Here is a 2,213-nt window from a genome sequence, read left to right on the forward strand (position 1 = left end):
GTAGTAAAAACCTGTCATATTTCCCCAACAGGCAAAGGTAATAACAAGTAATAGACTAAAGGCAGCTTAAGAAGCTGCCTTTAGTCTATTAAGGAGTAAATATGTACCGAGAAAAACTATTCTCTTTCCGGGTGAATCAAGAAGAGCGTCACACAATAAAAGAACTTGCCAACTACTTCCAACGGTCACAAAGCGATACTATTCGTTTTGTCCTTGGAGTTATATTGCGAAAACTTGAACAGGACCCAAGCTGGCTAAACACTATTCGTTTTTATTAACCGCTTTAAATCAAAAGCCCGCTGTTGATGCAGCGGGCAAAGCGGAAAAGTCTACCTTCGGATAAAGGAGTATTTCCATGAATCAGTATAACACAAACCAAACCCCGGTCTACCGGGAAGATGGCCGTCGAGTGGTCGGCTATATCATTGGGGACACGTTTTATAAAACGGTATCGGGAAGTAAGCACTTCCTACGTCAACCGCCGGCGATAATGTTCGATGTTCAATCGCTGGAATCCGCGCAACGGTACGGGGCGAAGAATGTGCAAGTCAAAGACCGCGAGACCGAAAGAATCTACGCAGCCACGATTGCACTGATTTGGGAAAAGCCAATCTATAAGAATTACGGTTTCGGGGCACAGGTCGGTTTATGCCTGAAAGACTGGACGGTCAATGGTAATATCCCGCAAATGCCTAAGCTAAAAACGCCACCAAGCCCGAAACCGCACGGACCCCAGCAAATGGGTCTCTTCCAGGCGTAAAGATGCAAGATGTTAGAGCGGTGCTCAAGCAATATGCCGAATTAGGCTTTGACACCCTGCCACTGGAGCCGGGAACAAAACGGGCGCGGCTGAAAGGTTGGCCGCGCCTGACCCCGGAACAAATGTGGCAGGATGCGCCTGAAAATGCAAATGTCGGCATTCGCGGCGGTGGTTCCGCGCATCTGGCAATCATAGATTGTGATGATAAAGAGAAGCCGGGCACCTATCAGAATTTTCTCAGTTGGTTCGATGGCCTAGGTTATAAAGAAAGTGATTTGGTCATCATAAAAACTGCGTCAGGAGTTGGAAGGCATATCTATATCACCCTTGATGGGAGTCTGCCTGGACATGCTCGAAACGTATCGAAATCCTTTGGAGCGGGTGAGTTCCGCCACGGGTTCGGGGCTTACGTTGCTGCTCCGCCCAGCGTAGTTGATAGCAGTTCTTATTCTCTGGTAAGTGGGAATTTGTATCGCCGGCCTACTCTTACAGCGCAAGATGTGCTCCAGTTCCTAGGGCCGCAGAAATCAATTAGGCAAGCACTAGAGCCAATTCCATTCAGGCGAAGTGGCTATATTCCCAAACGAACCTTGGCTTTGTTGAATGGTCTGGGTATTGAGAGTTACCAAAGTCGAAGTCATGCCGACCAGGCAATTCTAACTGGATTAGTCAACGCTGGATTTGGTTTTGACGGCGCGCTCCAGTTATTCAGCAAGTATCCAGGGACAGGCAAATTTCAAGAAATACAAGCCAAATCTACACAACAAGCCTTTAGCTATCTTCGGACAAGCTTCGACAATGCCTTCAAATTTGCATCCGCACAAGAGAGCAGGCCTCGGCAACTTGCATCTCAGGCGAAAGAATGGGCAATGTCAAAGCCATGGCCGGGAAAATCAGGCCAATATGATAAATCGGTTTTTATTGCCCATGCGAGTATTGCTCATCATGCTTGTCGCTATGAATACGGCGCATCGGTTCGAGACCTGGCAGAGAGGGCTGGTTTATCCCCTGAAGCGCGTATGAACGCCACTAGGCGTCTTTGTGAAGCCGGCTTGATTTCATTAGTCAAAGAATGGATTGCTGATTGTTCAAATACTTATAGATTAGAGTCCCAAACTCTGACACTTCCTCACAGGTTGAAGAGGGTAGTGTCAAGGTTTGGGACTGGAGATAGATAGAAGATGGATTATTTGAAACTTGTTAGTCATGATGTGTTTCGTTACGGTGGCGGGTTGAATAGGTCTGGTGCTGAAGTGTACTGGTTGCTTACCCAGAAAGCAATGACTGCCAAAGAGCTAAGAGAAAGAACAGGGATTGGTAAAAGCACTATTTTTCGGGTACTCAATAGAATGTCTTTTATTTTGGATAGCCGAACAGGAGAGGTTATTTCAATGGTTCAGAGTAGGAAGGGTATATGGTTTGCGAACCATGATGTGGATTTAAATCATATAGC

4 protein-coding genes are annotated in these 2,213 nt (G+C 46.6%); all 4 read left to right on the forward strand.

Annotated elements, in window-relative coordinates:
• Positions 1–101 precede the first annotated feature (101 nt).
• On the forward strand, positions 102–278 hold the full coding sequence (locus tag AC3DOM_RS17625) for a hypothetical protein (protein ID WP_487920349.1): 177 nt from the start codon (positions 102–104) through the stop codon (positions 276–278).
• A 77-nt stretch (positions 279–355) separates the two neighbouring features.
• Positions 356–760 carry a hypothetical protein gene (locus tag AC3DOM_RS17630; protein ID WP_487920350.1) on the forward strand — a complete coding sequence of 135 codons (405 nt, stop codon included), beginning with the start codon at positions 356–358 and terminating at the stop codon, positions 758–760.
• Positions 761–762: 2 nt separating this feature from the next.
• Positions 763–1,938, forward strand: a complete 1,176-nt coding sequence (locus AC3DOM_RS17635; protein ID WP_487920351.1) for a bifunctional DNA primase/polymerase — start codon at positions 763–765, stop codon at positions 1,936–1,938.
• Between the two features lie 3 nt (positions 1,939–1,941).
• Positions 1,942–2,213 (forward strand): hypothetical protein (locus AC3DOM_RS17640; protein ID WP_487920352.1); only part of this gene is annotated, 272 nt, incomplete at its 3' end.

The sequence above is a fragment of the Candidatus Desulfolinea nitratireducens genome, from assembly GCF_982879505.1.

What these genes read in the sequence shown, in the direction of transcription:
- AC3DOM_RS17625 (WP_487920349.1), top strand. Translation starts at nt 102, where the DNA reads ATGTACCGAGAAAAACTATTCTCTTTCCGGGTGAATCAAGAAGAGCGT.
- AC3DOM_RS17630 (WP_487920350.1), top strand. Translation starts at nt 356, where the DNA reads ATGAATCAGTATAACACAAACCAAACCCCGGTCTACCGGGAAGATGGC.
- AC3DOM_RS17635 (WP_487920351.1), top strand. Translation starts at nt 763, where the DNA reads ATGCAAGATGTTAGAGCGGTGCTCAAGCAATATGCCGAATTAGGCTTT.